General features: G+C 71.7%; 18 protein-coding genes and 2 tRNA genes. 8 read left to right on the top strand and 12 right to left on the bottom strand.

The window, feature by feature from the left end:
* Nucleotides 1–15 precede the first annotated feature (15 nt).
* From OCS65_RS12070 to OCS65_RS12060, 3 genes are all read right to left on the bottom strand, one after another.
* Entirely contained in the window at nucleotides 16–1,044 is a 1,029-nt protein-coding gene (locus OCS65_RS12070; protein WP_044476173.1) for a CobW family GTP-binding protein, read from the bottom strand.
* Nucleotides 1,045–1,105: 61 nt separating this feature from the next.
* The gene (locus OCS65_RS12065) at nucleotides 1,106–1,765 is read right to left on the bottom strand and encodes an MBL fold metallo-hydrolase (protein WP_050035434.1); all 660 of its coding nucleotides are present in this window, start codon (nucleotides 1,763–1,765) and stop codon (nucleotides 1,106–1,108) included.
* Nucleotides 1,762–2,847, bottom strand: coding sequence for an S-(hydroxymethyl)mycothiol dehydrogenase (locus OCS65_RS12060; RefSeq protein WP_006940578.1), 1,086 nt, complete (start codon nucleotides 2,845–2,847; stop codon nucleotides 1,762–1,764). The genes OCS65_RS12065 and OCS65_RS12060 overlap by 4 nt, the downstream gene beginning before the upstream one ends.
* A 264-nt stretch (nucleotides 2,848–3,111) precedes the next feature.
* On the opposite strand from OCS65_RS12060, the gene OCS65_RS12055 reads away from it, so the two are divergent.
* Together OCS65_RS12055 and OCS65_RS12050 are read left to right on the top strand one after the other, a co-directional pair.
* Entirely contained in the window at nucleotides 3,112–3,426 is a 315-nt protein-coding gene (locus OCS65_RS12055; RefSeq protein ID WP_050035435.1) for a WhiB family transcriptional regulator, read from the top strand.
* Between the two features lie 58 nt (nucleotides 3,427–3,484).
* A complete protein-coding gene (locus OCS65_RS12050; RefSeq protein ID WP_006940581.1) occupies nucleotides 3,485–4,033 on the top strand; it encodes a gluconokinase in 549 nt (182 codons plus the stop codon).
* Here OCS65_RS12050 and OCS65_RS12045 read toward each other — a convergent pair.
* Nucleotides 4,017–5,294: a LuxR C-terminal-related transcriptional regulator gene (locus OCS65_RS12045; RefSeq protein ID WP_006940585.1), complete on the bottom strand. Its 1,278-nt coding sequence runs from the start codon at nucleotides 5,292–5,294 to the stop codon at nucleotides 4,017–4,019. The genes OCS65_RS12050 and OCS65_RS12045 overlap by 17 nt on opposite strands.
* Nucleotides 5,295–5,338: 44 nt before the next feature.
* Nucleotides 5,339–6,697 (bottom strand): MFS transporter, encoded by a 1,359-nt coding sequence (locus OCS65_RS12040; protein WP_263510236.1) that lies wholly within the window; start codon nucleotides 6,695–6,697, stop codon nucleotides 5,339–5,341.
* Between the two features lie 218 nt (nucleotides 6,698–6,915).
* Here OCS65_RS12040 and OCS65_RS12035 point away from each other — a divergent pair, with 218 nt between their 5' ends.
* The 6 genes from OCS65_RS12035 to OCS65_RS12010 are packed head-to-tail and all read left to right on the top strand — an operon-like array spanning nucleotide 6,916 to nucleotide 12,727.
* Nucleotides 6,916–7,977: an aromatic ring-hydroxylating oxygenase subunit alpha gene (locus tag OCS65_RS12035; protein ID WP_006940588.1), complete on the top strand. Its 1,062-nt coding sequence runs from the start codon at nucleotides 6,916–6,918 to the stop codon at nucleotides 7,975–7,977.
* Nucleotides 7,978–7,980: 3 nt separating this feature from the next.
* Nucleotides 7,981–8,199 carry a hypothetical protein gene (locus OCS65_RS12030; protein WP_006940590.1) on the top strand — a complete coding sequence of 73 codons (219 nt, stop codon included), beginning with the start codon at nucleotides 7,981–7,983 and terminating at the stop codon, nucleotides 8,197–8,199.
* Between the two features lie 10 nt (nucleotides 8,200–8,209).
* A complete protein-coding gene (locus OCS65_RS12025; protein ID WP_102799085.1) occupies nucleotides 8,210–9,187 on the top strand; it encodes a PDR/VanB family oxidoreductase in 978 nt (325 codons plus the stop codon).
* A gap of 25 nt (nucleotides 9,188–9,212) precedes the next feature.
* Nucleotides 9,213–10,412, top strand: a complete 1,200-nt coding sequence (locus OCS65_RS12020; protein ID WP_263510233.1) for a cytochrome P450 — start codon at nucleotides 9,213–9,215, stop codon at nucleotides 10,410–10,412.
* Nucleotides 10,413–10,446: 34 nt separating this feature from the next.
* A complete protein-coding gene (locus OCS65_RS12015; RefSeq protein ID WP_006940596.1) occupies nucleotides 10,447–11,232 on the top strand; it encodes an IclR family transcriptional regulator in 786 nt (261 codons plus the stop codon).
* Nucleotides 11,225–12,727 (top strand): AMP-dependent synthetase/ligase, encoded by a 1,503-nt coding sequence (locus tag OCS65_RS12010; protein WP_006940597.1) that lies wholly within the window; start codon nucleotides 11,225–11,227, stop codon nucleotides 12,725–12,727. Before OCS65_RS12015 ends, OCS65_RS12010 begins: the two co-directional genes overlap by 8 nt.
* Here the strand turns inward: OCS65_RS12010 and OCS65_RS12005 are convergent, their stop codons facing one another.
* From OCS65_RS12005 to pgm, 7 genes are all read right to left on the bottom strand, one after another.
* Nucleotides 12,728–13,144, bottom strand: coding sequence for a DUF7144 family membrane protein (locus OCS65_RS12005; protein WP_029544516.1), 417 nt, complete (start codon nucleotides 13,142–13,144; stop codon nucleotides 12,728–12,730).
* Between the two features lie 378 nt (nucleotides 13,145–13,522).
* A tRNA-Ala gene (locus OCS65_RS12000) sits at nucleotides 13,523–13,595 on the bottom strand.
* 77 nt (nucleotides 13,596–13,672) lie between these two features.
* Nucleotides 13,673–13,748, bottom strand: a tRNA-Ala gene (locus tag OCS65_RS11995).
* 140 nt (nucleotides 13,749–13,888) lie between these two features.
* Nucleotides 13,889–14,635, bottom strand: a complete 747-nt coding sequence (locus OCS65_RS11990) for a DsbA family protein (RefSeq protein WP_006940599.1) — start codon at nucleotides 14,633–14,635, stop codon at nucleotides 13,889–13,891.
* A 37-nt stretch (nucleotides 14,636–14,672) separates the two neighbouring features.
* Entirely contained in the window at nucleotides 14,673–15,161 is a 489-nt protein-coding gene (locus tag OCS65_RS11985; protein ID WP_006940600.1) for a MauE/DoxX family redox-associated membrane protein, read from the bottom strand.
* 26 nt (nucleotides 15,162–15,187) lie between these two features.
* Nucleotides 15,188–16,396 (bottom strand): MFS transporter, encoded by a 1,209-nt coding sequence (locus tag OCS65_RS11980; RefSeq protein WP_006940603.1) that lies wholly within the window; start codon nucleotides 16,394–16,396, stop codon nucleotides 15,188–15,190.
* A gap of 61 nt (nucleotides 16,397–16,457) precedes the next feature.
* Nucleotides 16,458–18,092 (bottom strand): phosphoglucomutase (alpha-D-glucose-1,6-bisphosphate-dependent), encoded by a 1,635-nt coding sequence (gene pgm, locus OCS65_RS11975; protein WP_029544519.1) that lies wholly within the window; start codon nucleotides 18,090–18,092, stop codon nucleotides 16,458–16,460.
* Nucleotides 18,093–18,104: the final 12 nt, after the last annotated feature.

Here is an 18,104-nt window from a genome sequence, read left to right as displayed (position 1 = left end):
CTTCCGGACCCGCGCTCAGCGCGGGGTGAACCGGTGCACGGCCAGCATCGCGTCTGCCGGCACCGGTTCGGTCGGGACACATTCGGCGAGCCGGGCGCGTACCGCCTCGGGGTCTAGATCGGCGCCGATCACGACGAGCCGGGTGGTGGCAGGGACGTCGCCCGTGCGCCGGACGGGGTCGAAGCGGATGTGGTCGCCGACGGTGTGCAGCAGGTAGGTGCGCGTGCGTCCCCCGGCGACGACGTGGACGTACCCCTTGATGCGGAACACCCCGGCCGGCTGGTCCTCGAGGAAGTCGACGAGGGCACGCGGGTGCAGCGGGACGGGGGACTCGAAGTCGACGGCTTCGTAGCCGTCGTGCAGGTGCGTGTGGTCGCCGTCCTCGTCGTGTTCCTCGTAGAGCAACCGGTCGAGGCTGAGTTGTTCGCCGGGTTGCGGCTCGGGGCGTTCGGGGATGTCGAACAGCAACGCCGGGTCGATGCGCCCGTGCACTGTGGACACGATCGCGGCGCGGTCGTTGAGGCGGCACAGCAGTTCGAGCAACTCGTCGTGGGCGTCGCCGTCGATGCGGTCGGTCTTGTTGAGCAGCACGAGGTCCGCGAGCGCGACGTGCTGATCGAGTTCGGGATGCCGGTCCCGGACGGTGCCGAACTCGGCGGCATCGACGACGAGGACGAGACCGCCGTAACCCACGTATTCGTTGCCCGAGCCGACGACGAGCCGGATCATGTTGCGCGGCTCGGCGAGTCCGCTGGCTTCGACGACGATGACGTCGATGCCGGAGGTACGGTGCGCGAGCCGGTCGAGCATCGCGTCCATGTCGGCGACGTCGACGGCGCAGCACAGGCAGCCGTTGCTCAGCGAGACCATGGAGTCGACCTGCCCGGCGACCATCATCGAGTCGATGTTGACCGAGCCGAAGTCGTTGACGATCACGCCGATTCGCGCGCCGCGGTTGTTGCGCAGCAGGTGATTGAGCAGGGTCGTCTTCCCGGAGCCCAGGAATCCTGCGACGATCACCACGGGGATCCGCTTGTTCGCCATGAGGCGAGCCTAGCGGTGCGTCCCGCCGGCCGGTCCGGGACGGGACGCACCACGGGCCTCGTCAGTTGCCCCGGCGGATCCATTCCTCGAGATGCGGGGACTCGGTGCCGATCGTCGTGCCGTCGCCGTGACCGGTGTGCACCTTCGTCTCGGCGGGCAGGGCGAACAGCTTGTCGCGGATCGAGCCGATGATGGTCGGGAAGTCCGAGTACGAGCGTCCCGTCGCACCGGGACCGCCGGAGAACAGGGTGTCGCCGGTGAACAGCTCGCCCGCCTCCGGCAGGTACAGGCACGTCGAGCCGGGCGAGTGCCCGGGGGTGTGGATGACCTGGATGTCGGTGCCCGCCACCGCGATCCGATCCCCGTCCGCGAGCGGCCGGTGCGCGACACCGGGGTGGGTCATCTCCCACAGCACGTCGTCGGCGGGGTTGAGCAGGATCGGGGCGTCGAGCTTGTCGGCCAGCTCGGGGGCGACGGTGACGTGGTCGTTGTGCCCGTGCGTGCACACGATCGCCACCACCTTCCGGCCGCCGACGGCGTCGATGATCGGCTGCGCGGTGTGCGCGGCATCGATCACGACCACCTCGTCGTCGTCGCCGACGAGCCAGATGTTGTTGTCGACCTCCCACTCGCCGCCGTCGAGGGCGAAGGTGCCGTGGGTGACGACCCGATCGATACGCAGGCGGTGCCTATCCCCCGTCGCTCCGCTCGCCCCGGTCACAGGACCACCACCGAGCGCAGCACCTCGCCGCGGTGCATGGTCTCGAACGCCTTCTCCACCTGGTCGAGGGCGATGCGCTCGGTGACGAACTTCTCGAGCGGCAGCCGGCCCTGCTGGTAGAGGTCGACGAGCATGGGGAAGTCCCGCTCGGGCAGGCAGTCGCCGTACCAGGACGACTTGAGGGACCCGCCGCGGGAGAAGAAGTCGATCAGCGGCATCTCGAGGGTCATCTCCGGGGTGGGCACCCCGACGAGGACGACGGTGCCGGCCAGGTCGCGGGCGTAGAACGCCTGCTTCCACGTCTCCGGGCGGCCGACCGCGTCGATGACCACGTCGGCGCCGAAGCCGCCGGTCAGCTCCTGGATCGCCTCGACCGCGTCGACCTCGGCCCCGTTGATGGTGTGGGTAGCCCCGAGGTCGGTGGCCCACTCGAGCTTCCTCGGGTCCCGGTCGACCGCGATGATCTTGTTGGCGCCGGCGAGGCGGGCGCCCATGATCGCGGCGTCGCCCACGCCGCCGCAGCCGATCACCGCGACGGAGTCGCCGCGGGTCACCCCGCCGGTGTTCACCGCGGCACCGAGGCCGGCCATCACCCCGCAGCCGAGCAGGCCGACGACGGCCGGGTCGGCGCTGGGGTCGACCTTGGTGCACTGCCCTGCGTGCACGAGGGTCTTGTCGGCGAACGCGCCGATGCCCAGGGCCGGGGTCAGCTCGGTGCCGTCCTCGAGGGTCATCTTCTGCGTGGCGTTGTGGGTGTCGAAGCAGTACTGCGGGCGGCCGCGCTTGCAGGCGCGGCACTGCCCGCACACGGCCCGCCAGTTGAGGACGACGAAGTCCCCGACGGCGACCGAGTCGACGCCCGCACCGACGGACTCGACGACACCGGCGGCCTCGTGCCCGAGCAGGAACGGGAACTCGTCGTTGATGCCGCCCTCCCGGTAGTGCAGGTCGGTGTGGCACACGCCGCACGCGGCGATCGCGACGACGACCTCCCCCGGCCCCGGGTCGGGGATGACGATCGGCACGACCTCGACGGGAGCGCCCTTCGCGCGGGCGACGACGCCCCGGACCTGCTGTGGCATGACGGTGTCTCCTTCTTCTCGTGCGGTGCTCGCGCGACGTCGGCGACGTATCGCGGTATGCGCACACGCTATCGGCGGCGCGGCACCCCGGTACCTGATCGAAGGAGTGGATCGACCTGACCGAAAGACCAGTCCCCCACTTTCGACCCCGAAATGCCGAAGTGTCGTTGATCGAGTACGGAAGTCCGGCTAAGCTTCGGTATGACCGCCCTCACAGGGCGCAGCGTCCAGGCGAGGCGACCCCTCGCAGGCCCGAGGAGTGCAATGTCGATCGCCAACACGGTGACCCTCCCCCACCCCCGCAGCGAAAGCTGGGACTGGCAGCTGCACGCGGCGTGCCGGGGCCACGAGTCGTCGGCCTTCTTCCATCCCGAGGGGGAACGTGGCCGCGCACGCGAACTGCGCGAGTACCGCGCCAAGCTCGTCTGCGCCCGGTGTCCGGTTCTCGAGCGCTGCCGCACCCACGCACTGGAAGTCGGTGAGCCGTACGGCATCTGGGGTGGCATGTCGGAGTCCGAGCGCCGCTCGCGTCGCGCCGCCGCGGATCGGTCGGCCCGGTGGGGCATGCTCGGGCGCTGACGCGACCCGCCTGCGCCGCGACGCGGCGCAGGCGCAGGCGCCGACCAGGGAGGCACGAATGGACTCACCCGGCCACCCCGGCCCGCCGATTCTCGTCGTCATGGGGGTGTCCGGCTCCGGCAAATCGACCGTCGCGGCACTCGTCGCCGAGGCCACCGGATGGGACCTGCTCGAGGGCGACGACCTGCATCCGCGTGCCAACGTGGAGAAGATGGCCGCCGGCCGGCCGCTCAGCGACGCGGACCGGGCGCCGTGGCTCGCGGCGGTCGGCGCGTGGATCCGGGACCACACCGGCCGGGGCAGGCCGGGGGTGGTGACGTGCTCGGCGCTGCGCCGCCGCTACCGGGACGACCTCGCCGGCGAGAACGTGGTCTTCGTGCACCTGGCGGGCACGCGCGAGCAGATCCGGGAACGGCTCCGCACGCGGCGCGGCCACTACATGCCGGCCGACCTGCTGGACTCGCAGTTCGACACGTTCGAGCCGCTCGAACCCGACGAGGCGGCGATCGTCGTCGGCATCGACGCCGAGCCCGCCGACGTCGCCGCCGAGATCGTGGCGCGGGCGGCCGAGTGGACGCGCGGGACGGACGTCAGCCCGCGGCCTTGATCCCCGCCTCGGCGCCGAGCGCGGCCGCCTCGCCGCGGGTGCTCACCCCGAGCTTGCGGAGCACCGAGGCCACGTGGAACTTGACCGTCGACTCGCTGACACCGAGCCGCTCGGCGATCACCCGGTTCCGCCGGCCCGCGACAAGGTGCTCGAGCACCTCCACCTCGCGTGGCGCGAGGACCGCCAGCGCCTCGAGTGCGGGGCTGCCGGCCACGGGTGCGGGCATGTCGAGCGGTAGCCGGGCCGCGACCCGGCAGCCCCAGCCGGGCGTGGACTCGGCCTCCACGGTGCCGCCGAGGGTTTCGGCCCGGTCCCGTAGCTGCCGCGCGAGGTCGGCGGCGTCGGCCTCGCCGTCACCGTCGTCCCGGATGTCGATCAGCAGGTCGGTTCCGTCGCAGTTCCAGGCGACCCGGACGCGGCCGAGGTTCGCCTGCGCGGACATCGCGAGGACCGCGCCGCGGGCGAGGGCCCGGGCCGCATGCGCGACCTCGCCCGGCAGCGCCCGCCCGTCCACCGGCGGGGCGACCATCTCGAGGACCACCTCGCGGTGCCGGAGCAGACCGCGCAGTTCACCGTGCAGCCTAGCGAAGGCGGTGGTCACCGCCTCCTCGGCGAGTTCGCGGTGCCGGTCGACGGCCGAGCGCAGCCCGATGAGGGCATTGGTGGCGGTTTCGCGTGCGGTGATGCGGGCCCGGGTGTCGTCGAGGTCCCTCGACCGCAGCGTCGCGAGGATCGACTCGAGCGTCATCGCATGGGCCTCGGTGAGCTCGGCAACGGTCCGTGCGCGTTCGGAGGAGGCGGCGCGGGATTCGGCGAGGTACGCCGGGCTGGCGTTTCGGACCTGCAGCTGGATGCCGGTGGCCACCACGGCGAACAGGGCCCGGACCAGCTCGAGGGGAATCGAGCCGGTGCGGGCACCGCCCGGGACGAGCACGAGCAGCGTGTCGGTGGCGTCGAGGATCGCCCACACGTCGCGGTCCCGGCCCGCGATCCGGGCCGGGCCGCGACGGATCTGCCCGGTCGCGAGTTCGCTTCGGACGCGGTCGAGTTCGGCAATGGTCACGCGGTCGACGATCGCCGGGTCGCCGGCCACCTTGCGGGGCCGGCCGGTGCATTCCCGCGTGAAGATCACCAGGGCGGTGTGCGGGACCAGGTCGGTGAGCAGCGCCGAGAAGCGCTGGCCGATCTCGGTGAGCGGCCCGACCAGTACGTCCCGCAGATTCGTGATCAGCGTGTCGGGGGCCGGGATCGGGGTGTTCACTCCGGTCACGATAGCGCGCGCGGCCCGGCGACCGGCCCCGCCGATCAGTGTGTGGCCACCGAGGCGGGTGTGTCGGCGGACCGGGCGTCGGCGGTGTGCGCCTCGAACCGCAGCCGTCCCACGGCGACGGCGGCGAGCACGAGGGCGCCGGCGACGAGCAGGTAGAGCTGGGTGGGCGACCAGTGCAGGTCGAGCAGCGCACCGGCGACGATCGGCGAGGCGATGGCCCCGAGCCGGCCGACGCCGATGCCCCAGCCGACGCCGGTCGCCCGCACCGACGGCGCATACACCGAGGGCGTGATCGCGTACAGGCCCGCGATGCACCCGTTGACGAACACGCCGATGAGGGCGCCGAGGGCGAACGCGACGACCACCGCGACGGTGGCGGGGACGAAGACCACGAGCAGAGCGCCGGCGATCACCATGTACGACGCCAGGACCCGCTTCAGCGCGAATCGCGCGGACAGCGCGCCGAGCAGCGTTGCGCCGAAGATGCCGCCGAGGTTCAGCAGCACGCCCCCGGTGATGCCCTGGTCGGCCGACAGGCCCGCTTCGACGAGCAGCTTCGGCGTCCAGCTCGTCACGAAGTAGAAGGCGAACATGGTCAGGAAGAACGCGGCCCAGACGAGCAGCGTCGAGCGACGCTGCCGCGGTGCGAGGAGGCTGCCGACCCTGACGCCGGACCGCGGCCCGGAATCGTCGGCCTGTCGCGGCGCGGGCAGCGCGGCGAGCGGCTGGTGCCCGGCGCGGACCGCGAACGCGTTGATGCGGGCGAGGGCGTGGGCGGGCCGCCGGGCGAGCAGGAAGTCGAGGGATTCGGGCAGGCGGAGGTACACGACCGGGATGATCACCGCGGTGCAGACGCCGCCGAACAGGAAGACGGATCGCCATCCGTAGGAGTTCTGCAGCACGACGGCGATGATGCCGCCGACGGTGGCGCCGACGGCGTAGCCGGTGGAGTTCAGGCTCACCGCCAGCGCGCGCCACCGGTTGGAGGCGTACTCGCTGGCGATGACGTTGCTGCTGGCGAGGATTCCCCCGATGCCGACGCCGGTGAGGGCGCGCAGCAGCCCCAGCTGCAGGGCGCTCTGGCTGACCGCGGAGGCAAGCATGCCGATCGACGCGATCCCCAGGCAGAGCAGGATCATGCCGCGGCGGCCGATCGTGTCGGCCCACGGCGCGAGGAACAGCGAGCCCGCGGCCATGCCGAACAGGCCTGCGCTGAGCAGGCCGAGCGCCGAACCGGACAGGCCCCACTCCTGGGACACCGACTGGGCGGTGAAGGCCATGACGAGCACGTCGAAGCCGTCGAGGACGTTGAGCAGCACGCAGATCGCCACCGCGCCCCATTGGAAGCGCGTCATCGGGCTGGTGTCGATGCGTTCACGTAGATCGATTGCCATGTATCGGGCCCCTGTTCGAAGGATGTGAGGCGAGTCACCTGCGAGGAGCGTGATGGATCGGATCACAACGAATCCACCCTCCTTCCGGATACCGGAAGGGCACCGCCCGACTTTCCGCCATCCGGAAGTCGGGTGGCGCCCGTCACGTGCCGCCCGTCACGGTGGAGGCATCCGCCGGTCGCTCGGACCGGAACCATCCCCGTGGAGACGAGACAACCATGACGAAGATCGCCCGGAACCAGTGGTATGTGGCCGCCTACGGCCGCGAGATCGACCGGGAACTGTTCGCCCGGACCATCTGCGACGAGCCGATCCTGTTCTGGCGCACCGAATCCGGTGAGGTCACCGCAATGTCGGACCGGTGCGTGCACCGCCGCTTCCCGCTCTCGCAGGCGCCGAGCCGCCTCGCGGGCGACACGGTCGTATGCGGCTACCACGGCTTCACCTACGGGTCCGACGGCGGCTGCGTGGCCGTGCCGGGCCAGAAGCGGGTGCCCCGCACCGCGCGACTGAAGTCGTACCCGGTGGTCGAGCAGGACTCGTTCGTGTGGATCTGGATCGCCGACCCGGACCGTCCGGCCGAGCCCGATCCGACCCGCATCCCCCGGGCGCCGTGGCTCGACGCGCCCGGCTACGCCGTGGCCTCGGGCATGGAGCCGCTGCGGGCGCGCTACAGCCTGCTCGTCGACAACCTGATGGACCTCTCCCACGAGACGTACCTGCACGGCGGCTACATCGGCACCCCCGAGGTGGCCGAGACCCCCATCACCACCGAGGTCGACGACGAGGCCGGGATCGTCTACGTCTCCCGGCACATCGCCGACGCGGAATGCCCGCCCTTCTACGCCGAATCGACCGGCCTCGAGGGCCGCATCACCCGGTGGCAGGACATCGAGTACCACCCGCCGTGCCTGTACCTGCTGCACAGCCGGATCGCGCCCGTCGGCGTGCTGCCGCCCGAGACCGGACCCGACAGCGACGCGTTCCACGTCGAGGTGGTCTACGCGATCACCCCGGAGACCGAACACTCCACTCACGATTTCTGGTCGGTGGCAAGGGATTTTGCGCTCGAGGACGAGAAGGTCACCGAGTTCCTGCGCGAGAACAACCGCACCGTCGTGCTGCAGGACGTCGTCGCGCTCGACCGGCTCGAACAGGTGCTCGCCACCGAACCAGAGGGGTACCAGGAACTGAGCATCAACATCGACGCCGGCGCTCTGGCCGCGCGGCGGATCCTGCAGGCGATGACGGCGGGCGGCACCCTCGCCGAGACGAGGTAACCGATGTCCTCGCAACCGAACCGGATGCTGCGCGGGCCCAACGTGATGCGCGTCGTGTGGCTGCCCGGCTCCGACCGCCTCGAGGGAACGTGCCATTGCGGTGCCCGGCACGTCGCCGAGGATCCCGTCACGCTGTGGGACTGGCTGCTCGCTCATCCCGTCGGCCACGCCGACGCCCTCCCCCGGCCGCCCGAACCGACCCGCGAAGTCGCTCACGCGTAAGGACCCGACCATGACATTTCCGGAAAACAACTCCCCGGCAAACGAATTCGGCACCGACCTCGAAATCGTCGAGCGGACGGAACCCGCGGACGGCGTCGTCGCGTTGCGCCTGCGGCACCCGGACGGCGGGCCCCTGCCGCCGTGGAGTCCCGGCGCGCACATCGATCTCGTGCTCGACGAGGACCTCGTCCGTCAGTACTCGCTGTGCGGCGACCCGGCCGACACCGGGACGTGGCGCATCGCCGTCCTGCGCGAGGCCGACGGCCGCGGCGGCTCGCAGTACGTGCACGACAAACTCGCCGTCGGTGACCGCGTCCGCGTTCACGGACCCCGCAACAACTTCGACCTCGCCCCGGCGCCGCGCTACCTCTTCCTCGCCGGCGGGATCGGGATCACCCCGATAGTGCCGATGATCGCCGCGGCCGAGGCGGCCGGCGCCGACTGGTCCCTCGTCTACGGAGGCCGCCGCCGCGCCTCGATGGCGTTCGCCGACGACCTCGTCACCCGCTACCCGGGCCGGGTCACCCTCGTGCCGCAGGACGAACGGGGCCCGCTCGATCTGCCGTCGCTGCTCGGGGACCCGCGTCCCGGCACCCTCGTCTACTGCTGCGGCCCCGCCGGGCTGCTCGACGCCGTCACCACCGCCTGCGCCGACCGGCCCGCCGGGTCGCTGCGGATCGAACGGTTCGCCGCGAAGGAACAGTCCGCTCCGGTGCGCTCGGACGGCTTCGAGGTGGAGCTGGCCCTGAGCGGTACCACCGTCACCGTCGCGCCCGACGAGAGCGTCCTGGACGCCGTCGCCGCCGCGGGTGTGCAGGTGCTCTCGTCCTGCCGCGAAGGTACCTGCGGCACCTGCGAGACCACCGTGCTCGCCGGCACGGTGGACCACCGCGACTCCCTGCTGACCCCCGAAGAACAGGCCGCGCACGACACCATGCTGATCTGCGTGTCCCGCGCCGCCTGCCCCCGCCTGGTTCTCGAACTCTGACTGCCCGAATCCCGAGGTGACCGCCGTGACCGTCGCAATGCACCCGCCCACCCTCGACGACGACCCGTTCGACGACGCCGTCCTCGCCGACCCGTACGAGTTCCACGCCCGGCTGCGCGCCGCCGGACCGGTGGTGTACCTGCCCCGATACGACGTGTACGCGACGGGCAGGTTCGAGGAGGTCCACGCCTGCCTCACCGACTGGCGCACCTTCGTCTCCGGACGAGGGGTCGGCCTCGCCGACTTCGCCCACGAGACGCCGTGGCGTACCCCGAGCCTGCTGCTCGAGGCCGACCCGCCGGACCACACGGTGGTGCGGGCGGCCATGGGGGCCGTCGTCTCGCCGCGCACCGTGCGCGCGCTACGCGCCGGGTTCGAGGCCGAGGCCGACGCCCTGGCCGACGCGCTCGTGGCCCGCGGTGAGTTCGACGCCGTCACCGATCTCGCCGAGGTGTTCCCCCTGCGGGTGTTCCCGGACGCGGTGGGGATCCGGGAGGACGGCCGCGAGCATCTGTTGCCGTACGGCGCCATGGCGTTCAACGCCTTCGGGCCCCGCAACGACCGCGTGGAGAAGGCACTCGCCGCGTCCGGGCCGACGCAGGAGTGGGTCGCGGAGTCGTGCCGGCGGGAGAATCTCGCGCCGGGCGGGTTCGGCGCGCAGATCTGGGCGGCCGCCGACCGTGGTGACATCACCGCCGAACAGGCGCCTATGCTCGTTCGATCCCTGCTCACCGCCGGCGTGGACACCACCGTTCACGGCATCGCCAACACCGTCTACGCCATGACGCGGTTCCCCGGGCAGTGGCAGGCGCTGCACGCCCGGCCGGCGCTCGCGAAGTTCGCGTTCGACGAGGCGCTGCGCTGGGAATCGCCCGTGCAGACCTTCTTCCGCACCACCTCCACCGACACCGAGGTGGCCGGCGTCCCCATCGGCGAGGGCCGCAAGGTCCTGCTGTTCCTCGGCGCCGCCAACCGCGACGAACGGCGATGGGGACCCGATGCGCACGTCGTCGACATCCACCGCTCCGCCGGCGGACACGTCGCGTTCGGCATGGGCATCCACCAGTGCGTCGGTCAGCCGATCGCGCGGCTCGAGGCCGAGGTGCTGCTCACCGCGCTGGCACAGCGGATCCGGCGGATCGAACCGGCCGGGGATCCGGTGCCGCAACCGAACAACACGCTCAAGGGCTGGGCTAGCATTCCGCTCAGAGTCGAACCGGCCTGACCGGAGCAGTTCCCGAGGAAGGGGTGAGCACACCGTGACCCCCACCGGCGCCGCCCGCCCGGCCACCGGTTCCGTCACGGTACGCGCGCTCACCCTCCTGGAGGCGTTCACGCGCGAGCAACCCAACCTGACCCTGAGCGAGATTTCCCGGCGCACCGGCCTGCCGCTCACCACGGTGCACCGGCTCGCCGGGGATCTCACCGAGTGGGGCGCGCTGGAACGCGACTCGTCCGGCCGATTCAGCATCGGCCTCCGGCTGTGGCAGGTCGCGGCGCTCGCGCCGCGCGGCACGCTGCTGCGTGAACTGGCGCTGCCCGTGATGGAGGACCTGTCGCAGATCACCCAGGAGAACGTGCAGCTCGGTGTGCGCGAGGGAACCGAGGTGGTGTTCGTCGAACGCCTGCGCGGTCAGCGGGCGGTGAAGACCCTCACCCGGGTCGGCAGCCCCTTTCCCATCCACGCGTCCGGCCTGGGACTCGTGCTGCTCGCGTTCGCACCGCGCTCCGTTCAGGAGGAGGTGCTGGCCCGGCCGCTGGAGCGCTTCACCGAACGCACCCTCACCTCCCCCGCCGAGCTGCGCCGGGTCCTGGCCGAGGTACGCCGCTCCGAGATCGCGGTGAGCGACCGGCAGGTGACGATGGAGGCGGTCTCCGTGGCCGCACCCATCTTCGAGCGGCCCGGCGTCGCCATCGCGGCGCTGTCGATCGTCGCCGCCGCGGACACCGCGCAGGTCACCGCACTGTCCCAACTGGTCCGCGCCGCGGCCCGCGCGATCGGCCGCTCCCTGCGGCCCGGCGGATTGACGAGCAGCGATGGGTGAACCGGCCCGCACCGTGCCGCGGCTGCTGCTCGACCGGGTGGCCCGCACGCCCCACGCGGAGGCATTCCGGCACCCCAGCGGCGACGACTGGACGAGCGTGTCGTGGACCGAGGTGGCCGGCCGGGTCACCGCCCTCGCCGCCGGGTTGATCGGCCGTGGAATTCGCCCGGGCGCGCACGTGGCCGTCTGCGCCGCCACCAGCTACGAGTGGATCCTCGCCGACCTCGCGATCGTGTGCGCCGGGGCGGTCACCGTGCCGGTCTATCCCGCCACCCCGCCGACGGAGGTGGTGGCACTGCTCCGGCACTCGGGCAGCGTGCTGACCTTCACCGACCGGCCGCTGCCCACCGCGCCGGTGCTGCACCTGGACCGGCTCGGCGAACTCGAGGCCGAGGGCCGGCGGCTCCTGGCCGCCGATCCCGGAGCGGTCGCGGCCCGCATCGCGGGCGTGACGCCCGACCACCTGGCCACCCTGATCTACACCTCCGCCTCCGACGGCACCGCCAAGGGCGCGTGCCTGCCGCACGCCGCCGTCACCTACGAGGCCCGGGCCATGGCCCGCCTGGGCATGCTCACGCCCTCGGACCTGCAACTGCTGTGGCTGCCGCTCTCCCACGTCTTCGGACGTGCGCTGCTGTTCGTGGGCGTGCACCTGGGCGTGCCGACGATCGTCGACGGCCGTGCCGATCGGGTCGTGCAGCGCCTCGGCGAGGTCCGGCCGACATTCCTCGGGTCCGTTCCCCACGTGCTGGGCAAGATCCGCGCCGGCGTGGAGTCCGGTGCCGCGGATCTGGGCCGGTTGCGGTTCGTGATCTCCGGCTCGGCGCGGCTCGACCGTCCGCTGGCCGAGTGGTTCGAAGGGGCCGGCGTGCCGGCACTCGAGGGATACGGCCTCACCGAGACCGCGGGTCCGTGCTGCGTCAACCGCCCGGACAGCCGGCGCCTCGGTTCCATGGGCCGGCCGCTGCCCGGCACGCAGGTGCGCATCGCCGCCGACGGGGAACTGCTCGTCCGCAGCCCCGCCGTCATGTCCGGATACCACGACGACGCCGAGCGCACCGCCGCAGTCCTCGACCGCGACGGGTGGTTCCACACCGGCGATCGCGCCGTCGTCGACGACGACGGTTTCGTCACCCTGCGCGCCCGCAAGAAGGAGGTGTTCAAGACCTCCACCGGCAAGTACGTCGCGCCGGTCGCCGTCGCACGCCGGTTCCGGGCACTGTTGCCCGGCGCGGACCTCGTCGTGGTGGGCGAGCACCGCCCCTACTGCGTAGGACTGGTGGTCCCCACCTCGGGCCGGGCGATCCCCCCGGCCGAGGCCGCGGCCGCCGTCGCCCGGCTCAATGCGGAGCTCGGCCGCTGGGAACGCATCCGCCGGTTCACCGTGCTGCCCGCACCGCTGCCGCCCACGGAGGTCGACGCGCACGGACGCCCGCTGCGGGAGCGGGTGCTCGCGCGCTGCGCCGAGGTGGTGCGCCGGCTGTACGAGGGTTGATCAGGGGCGGTAGCCCGGCTCGGTGCGACCGGCGTCCCAGGTGCGATCGGCGTCCCAGGTGGACACCGCCCAGATCACCACCACGTCGATCGCGATGATCGCGAGCGACCATCCCGGGTAGTAGGGCAACCACAGGAAGTTCGCGATGATCGACAGCGCCGCGATGACGATCGCGGCGACGCGCGCCCACGTGGCTCCCGTGACGAGAGCGAGACCGATCACGGCCACGAGGATGCCCAGGATCAGATGCACCCAGCCCCACGCCGAGACGCTCCAGGAGAAGGTGTACTCCTGGCCGACCACGATGATGTCGTCCTTGGCGATCGCGGCGATGCCCTGCAGAACCTGCAGGACGCCGACCGTCGCGAGCAGGATGCCGGCCGCGATCGACGTGCCCGCGGCGAAGCCCTGCTTCAGGCCGGACCCCGTTGCAGGTCCACTGTCGTGGCGGACCGCGGCGGGGCCGCCGGCCTCGTGGGCACCACCACCGTGGCGCGCGGACGCACCCGCCGCTGCCGTGGAACCTGCACCGGCGGTGGCACCTGCACCAGCCGTCGAACCTGTGCCGGCCGTCGAACCTGCACCGGCCGTGGCACCCGCACCGGTTGGAGAACCCGGGGTAACGCTCGAACCTTCGGACACGACAGCTCACCTCTCCCGTTTTCGAAGCGATCCTTCACAGTGTGCGCCGCCGGACGAGAGCGTGGAGCAGGTTCCGAGGGTGAAAAATGTCGGCATTGCCCGGAGAAGGGGGCCGCCGCGGTGGGAGAAGAATCCGGAGAGAGCCGGAGGGAGTGGAGCTAAGGGGACTCGAACCCCTGACCCCCACACTGCCAGTGTGGTGCGCTACCAGCTGCGCCATAGCCCCGTGCAGAACAATCGGGCCACCCGCGGTGGCCTCTCACGACGAGAGGCGAGAGCATTCACTCTCGCCTCTCGCGGTGATGGTGGAGCTAAGGGGACTCGAACCCCTGACCCCCACACTGCCAGTGTGGTGCGCTACCAGCTGCGCCATAGCCCCGTACTTGGATCGTCACCCGGGATTCACTCCCCGGTGCGAGAAGAAAATTACACCATCGCCGTCGACGACAACAAATCGCCTGGTCAGCGGCGACAGTGCGGGCGACGGTGGTCGGACGGCCGACCACCGTCGCCGCCGCCTCAGCCGAGTTCGGCCACCCAGTTGTCGTTGCCGAGGGCGTCGATCACCGTGCCGTTGTGCACCACCGCGGGGGTGCCGGACGCGCCCGCCGCCGCGAGCGCCTGCCGTCCCGCCTCCGCGTCGACGGCGGCCTGCTCGACGCGCGCGCCGTCGGCGACGCACTGCGCCGCCTCGTCGGACGCCCCGGCGTCCCGCGCCATCTGTGCCAGCTCGGCGTTGGTGAGGTCGCTGTCGCTCCGCTCGGCGGGCTGGTTCTCCGGCGAGAGCAACGCGGCGTGGAACGCGGAGAACGCCGTCGCATCACCGGTCTGGGCGACACACTGGCCGGCCGCGACCGCGCGGGTCGAGTAGTCGCCGCTCGCGGAGAGCTGATCGAGGAACGCGAGCATGTGGTACCGCACGGCGACGTCGCCGGCGTCGACCGCCTGCGCGAGTTCCTGGCCGTGCTTGTGCTCGAGCTCGGCGCAGTACGGACACAGCGGATCCTCGAACAGGTCGATCGTGGTCGCGGCGTCGGGAAGACCGAGCACGATGACACCGTCGTCCTGCAGCTCCACCTGCACCGCGGTGTTCTGCACCGTCCCGTAGCCCTCGTTGCGCGCCTTGCCCCGGTTCGACTGCCACAACACCCCCCCGATGACCAGCACCGCGATGACCAGGACCGCGATGCCGCCGAGGATGAAGGTGGACTTGCTCGACGTCGGCTCCGGCGTGTACTTGACCGGTTTGACCTTCTTCGCGCTCACGGAATCTGCCCTTCGCTGCTCGGGGATCGATGCGGGATCACTCTGCCATCGCGGGCTGAGTGCGTGCTGAGAGCCTCGCCCGTGAGCCGAGACCGAGCGCGAACGGACTGCGCGGGAACACCGTCAACCACCCGGCCAGGGCGAGGAAGCCGAGGTCTCGTGCGATCTCCCCGGCGTAGTCCCAGCCGTTCACGTCCGCCGCTCCACCGCCGCCGAAGCATCCGCAGTCGATGGACAGGCCGCGGGCCCAGACCGAGGCAATCACCGCGATCAAGGTCAGCAGCGCAGCCGCGCCCACGACCGCTGCGGCGCGCACCGCGAGTCCGATCAGCAGCAGCAGGCCGAGCACGAGTTCGAGGATCGGCAGACCGGCCGCAACGGGCCGTACGAGCGCCTCGGGCAACAACTGGTATGCGCGGACGGCCACGACGGTCTGTGACGGATCGGCGAACTTGATCCATCCGGAGATCAGCCACACGGCAGCGAGACCGAGCCGGGCGATCAGGCTGAACAGGGGAATCCACACCCCTTCGACAGTACCGACGACTGGGGTCAGATCTCCGTGGCTTCGGTCACTGTGGGTTTCCGGGCGGGCCGCGGCGCCAGCGCCCAGGGCACGGCGACGAGCAGCATGACGGCGCCGGTCACGGCGAAGGCGGCCCCGTACGACACCTGCTGCGCCAGAATTCCGGCGGCGACCGGTCCGATCACTGCCCCCACATCCGCGGTCATCTGGAACGTCGCCAGCACCGGGCCCCCGCGCGCCCTGCTGCCGACCACGTCGGCGACGGACGCCTGCTGGGCCGGGTTCATCAGGCCGGACCCGACGCCGGCCAGCAGCGACGTCGCGAAGAACAGCGCGAGGTTCGTGGTGAGGCCCATCGCGATCGTGCTGGTCCCGCACACCACCAGCCCCAGCAGGACGAACGGGCGGCGGCCGAACCGGTCGGACAACCGCCCGGAGACCATCAGGACCAGGGCATTGCCCACGGCGAACACCGTCAGTGCCACCCCGGCGAGGCCGGCGTCGCGCCCGAGGACCTCCACGACGAACAGCGGCACCATCGCCACCCGCACGCCGAAGACGACCCAGCCGTTGGCGAAGTTCGACCCGAGCGCGGCCCGGTACACCGGCGACCGCAGAGCCTCCCGCAGCCGCATCACCGGCATGGCGCCGCCGGAGTCCGGCACGGCAAGCGCGGAGTGGCGCAGGCTCACGAACACGACCGCCGCCGCGACGAGCAGCGCCACCGCATAGATGAGGAACGGTGCCCGCAGGCCCAGCCCGACCAGGGCGCCCCCGGCGAGGGGGCCACCGATGTTGCCGAGCAGGAAGCTCGTCGCGTAGAGCCCCGACACCCGGCCGCGCGCGTTCGGCGGCGAGATGCGAATCAGCAACCCGAGCGCCGAGACGGTGAACATGGTGGAGCCGATGCCGCCGAGCGCCCGGAACAGCAGCAGCTGCCAGTAGTCCGTCGCGAAGGCGCAGGCGCCGGTGGACAGCGCCACGATGAGCACACCGGCGGTGTACACCGGCCGCTCCCCCAGCCGCTGCACGAGGTTTCCGCTCGCGGGGGCGAACAGCAGGCGCATCGCCGCGAAGGCCGAGATGACGACGGACGCCGCGGTGACCCCCACCCCGAAGCTGCGCGCGAACTGCGGCAGCGCGGGTGCGACGAGACCGAAACCGAGGGCGATGACGAAGGCCGCGCTGACCAGGACCCAGATCTCCCGCGGCAGGGCGGCGTCGCGTGTTCGCATGATGGCCTGATGTTAGCGACGCGCACGACCGGGAGGGCGGGCGCGTCCCGCCGGTGCGGGCTCAGCCGAGGACGTGGGACACCAGGTCCCGCGCCGCGTCCTGGACGCGGGCGAGATGCTCCGGGCCGAGGAACGATTCGGCGTAGATCTTGTACACGTCCTCGGTGCCGGAGGGCCGGGCCGCGAACCACGCGTTCTCCGTCGTGACCTTCAGGCCCCCGAGCGCGGCACCGTTGCCCGGCGCGGCGGTGAGGGTCGCGGTGATCGGCTCGCCGGCGAGTTCGGTGGCGTCGACCTGGTCGGGCGAGAGCTTCGCCAGGACGGCCTTCTGCTCGCGCGTCGCGGGCGCGTCGACCCGGGCGTACGACGGGTCGCCGTAGCGCTCGGCGAGCTCGGCGTAGCGCCGGGAGGGGGTCGTGCCGGTCACGGCGGTGATCTCGGACGCGAGCAGGGCCAGCAGGATGCCGTCCTTGTCGGTGGTCCACACCGAGCCGTCGCGCCGCAGGAAGGAGGCGCCGGCGCTCTCCTCTCCACCGAAGCCGAGGCTGCCGTCGAGCAGGCCGGGAACGAACCACTTGAAGCCCACCGGCACCTCGAGCAGACCCCGGCCCAGGCCCGCGGCCACGCGGTCGATCATCGACGAGCTCACGAGGGTCTTGCCGACCTTCGCCTCGGCCGACCATCCGGACCGGTGCCGGTACAGGTAGTCGATGGCGACCGCGAGGTAGTGGTTCGGGTTCATCAGCCCCCCGTCGGGGGTGACGATGCCGTGCCGGTCGGCGTCGGCGTCGTTGCCGGTCGCCAGGTCGTAGCGGTCGCGGGCGCCGATCAGCGACGCCATCGCGTTGGGCGACGAGCAGTCCATCCGGATCCTGCCGTCGGTGTCGAGGGTCATGAACCGCCAGGTGGCGTCGACGAGCGGGTTGACGACGGTCAGGTCCAGCCGGTGCCGCTCGGCGATCTCGCCCCAGTAGTCGACGCTGGCGCCGCCGAGCGGATCGGCGCCGACGCGCAACCCGGCGTCGCGGACGGCGTCGAGATCCACGACGTTCGGCAGGTCGTCGATGTAGGCGGCGAGGAAATCGTGCCGGCCGGCGTCGGCGAGCGCCCGGACGGCGGGCACCCGGCGCACCCCGTTCAGCCCCGCGGCGAGCAGTTCGTTGGCGCGCGCCGCGATCGCCGACGTCGCATCGGTGTCGGCGGGCCCGCCGTGCGGCGGGTTGTACTTGAAGCCGCCGTCGCGGGGTGGATTGTGCGACGGGGTGACGACGATGCCGTCGGCGCGGGCACCGGATCCAGCGCCGGCGTTGTGCCGCAGGATCGCGTGGCTCACGGCCGGGGTCGGCGTGTAGCGGTCGCGAGCGTCGATCACCACGTCGACGCCGTTGGCGGCGAGCACCTCGAGTGCGCTCGTCCACGCCGGCTCCGACAACGCGTGGGTATCGCGGCCGAGGAACAGCGGACCGGTGATCTGCTGCGCCGCCCGGTACTCGACGATCGCCTGGGTGGTGGCGAGGATGTGCTGCTCGTTGAAGGCGCCGTCGAGGCTGGAACCGCGGTGACCGGAGGTGCCGAAGGCCACCTGCTGCATCGGATCCTGCGGGTCCGGCGTCACCGTGTAGTACGCGGTGACCAGGTGCGCGAGGTCCTCCAGATCCTCCGCCGCCGCCGGTTGTCCCGCTCGTTCGTGCGCCATGTGACCTCCTCG

Origin of the sequence: Rhodococcus aetherivorans, from assembly GCF_025722975.1 — a bacterium.
Lineage (GTDB): Bacteria > Actinomycetota > Actinomycetes > Mycobacteriales > Mycobacteriaceae > Rhodococcus > Rhodococcus aetherivorans.
The sequence above is the reverse complement of the archived record's forward strand: the minus strand, read 5'-3'. Positions and strand labels throughout refer to the sequence as shown.